Genomic DNA, 2,094 nt, shown 5'->3' with positions numbered 1-2,094 from the left:
CTTCAGCTTTGCCGCAATCCTCGGAATATCATCTGCCGCAAGCGCTACTCTGCCATCCCATAACATGAGTGACAAAGAAAGCGTTACACCCTCCTGATCAATGAGATTGCCCTCTCGATCCTCAACTGTCGTTACTTCAACGCCGCCGTAGAATGCTTTAATCCCGCTATCGAAACGCTTTATCATCGCCTGACATAGTTGCTCCGCCGAATCTGCTCTCATTACCACGATGAAATCATCTCCGCCTATATGTCCGACAAAATCGTCGCCTGCTCCGAGCTGATCAAGCTCCATACGCAGAATATCTCCCAAATAGCGGATCAAATTATCTCCGAGCCCAAAACCAAAGGAATCGTTATACCATTTAAAATAGTCCAAGTCCGCATAAACGACAGCAAACGGCTCACCTTGTCCGATCCGCTGGCTCAGTTCAAGCTGAATTTCCTCGTTCCCCGGCAGCCCCGTAAGCGGATTAGCTGTTCGTGCTGCCTCTGTGCGAAGCGCCGTCATGCATTCCAAGATAGACCTGATCGTAGCTGCTCCTRCCATCTGTCCATCCTTCGTAATAAGAACGACATCGTATAGCTGTGAGAAATCCCTTGCCATTGCCAGCTGAGATACATGCTCGACAGTAAGCTGCTCATCCACAATAAGCGGTTGATTGTTCATAATCCGCTCAATCGGTCTGTTCCAATAAAGAGGCAGCCCGAATTGTCCGGCTAACATTTGATGCAGCTTCTCTTTCATTAAGATGCCTATCGGTCTGCCTTTATCGACAATGACCGCGCCTTGCGCCTTCGCATTCGTATCGAAAAAATAAGCAACCTCGGACACCCTGGCCCGGGCAGGAAATATCGGAAAAGGTGCAGCAAGCCCGCCAATTCGAACGGTTCGGCTATGGTTCCCCGGCAAATGCAGCTGCTGCACTGGCTCGCCTGCTCCGATGATCTGACCGTAGTTTTCTATTTTCGGTTTGCCTTCGGATAGAGATTCTTGGCGGTTCCTTCCGAGAGTAACGTTATATGCGCTTTGCTCCATCGCATCAAGAATCATCCGATAAACAACCGACTCCGAGGAACGGCCGGTTGCTGGAGGGTATGCCGTTGAAAGACCTATGCTTACCTCCAGATCGATGTCTGAGAAAGCCCCGTCTTCCTTTTTTGCATCAGACTTCCTTAGCCTATCAATAAGCCGCTCCATCGCTTTCTCGACCACTCGAATGATCGGTTCATCCTTCTGCTGCCGATCAAATAAATAAAAGTAATCCCATTCAAGGCGCTGACGCCAGAAAAGCCTTGCCTCCGTGCCCTCCCATAGCTGCAATGCTGATTCTGCTGCTGTGTTCCCAATGCGAAAACGGACGTAGATGACACCAATTCCGCCTTCATGCCAGCGCTCTTTTATGCTGCGGAGCATATCTCGATTGAATAAACCAACCCCGACTCCATTCATGCCAATCCCCTCAATCGACTATCGTCTATTTCAGTTCCTTTATGTATTACTTTACCAGCCAATTGTGAATGGAGATGCATAAAAGGATTAACTTGCGGTAAAATTCGACATTTTTCTTAGTTCTTTTCTCCTAAACAAAAAAACCGTCCAGCAGCTAAGCGTGGGCGGTCTTAAGTATGTTTTAAGTAGGTTATACGTTCAAATCCGGACGATTGCCCGTTACGAGATAAACGACGCTCTCACCGATGTTCGTTGCGTGATCACCGAATCTTTCGAGGTAACGTCCGACGAGAGTGAGAAGCGATGACTGTGTAATATTGCGAGGATTTTCCAYCATAAGGGAATAAAGCTCGCGCGTAATTTGTCCATACAGGGCATCAACTTGATCGTCGTCCTTCGCCATTTTGTAAGCCAGGTCTACGTTTTCTTGAATAAACGATTGAATGGACTCGTATGTCATAAGCTGAACAATTTCTGCCATACGCGGCAAATCGATTAACGGTTTTATTAGCTCCTGACCCTCTAAACGCAATACAACCTTAGCAATATCAACGGAGAGATCGCCCATACGCTCCAAATCGCTTGCGATTTTAAACGAGGACAGAATTCTTCTCAAATCCGGACAGAATTCTTCTCAAATCC

The 2,094-nt window shown here is 47.6% G+C and carries 1 protein-coding gene and 1 pseudogene; both read right to left on the bottom strand.

What is annotated here, in order from left to right:
* Window positions 1–1,452: GGDEF domain-containing protein (locus AC1DSE_RS34580; protein ID WP_477529044.1), on the bottom strand; the 1,452-nt coding region annotated here is incomplete at its 3' end.
* 190 nt (window positions 1,453–1,642) lie between these two features.
* A pseudogene (gene phoU, locus AC1DSE_RS34575) lies at window positions 1,643–2,071 on the bottom strand (phosphate signaling complex protein PhoU); the annotation flags it as partial.
* Window positions 2,072–2,094: the final 23 nt, after the last annotated feature.

The organism is Paenibacillus sp. 01L418 (genome assembly GCF_056400045.1).
This window is presented reverse-complemented; position numbering and strand designations above follow the sequence as displayed.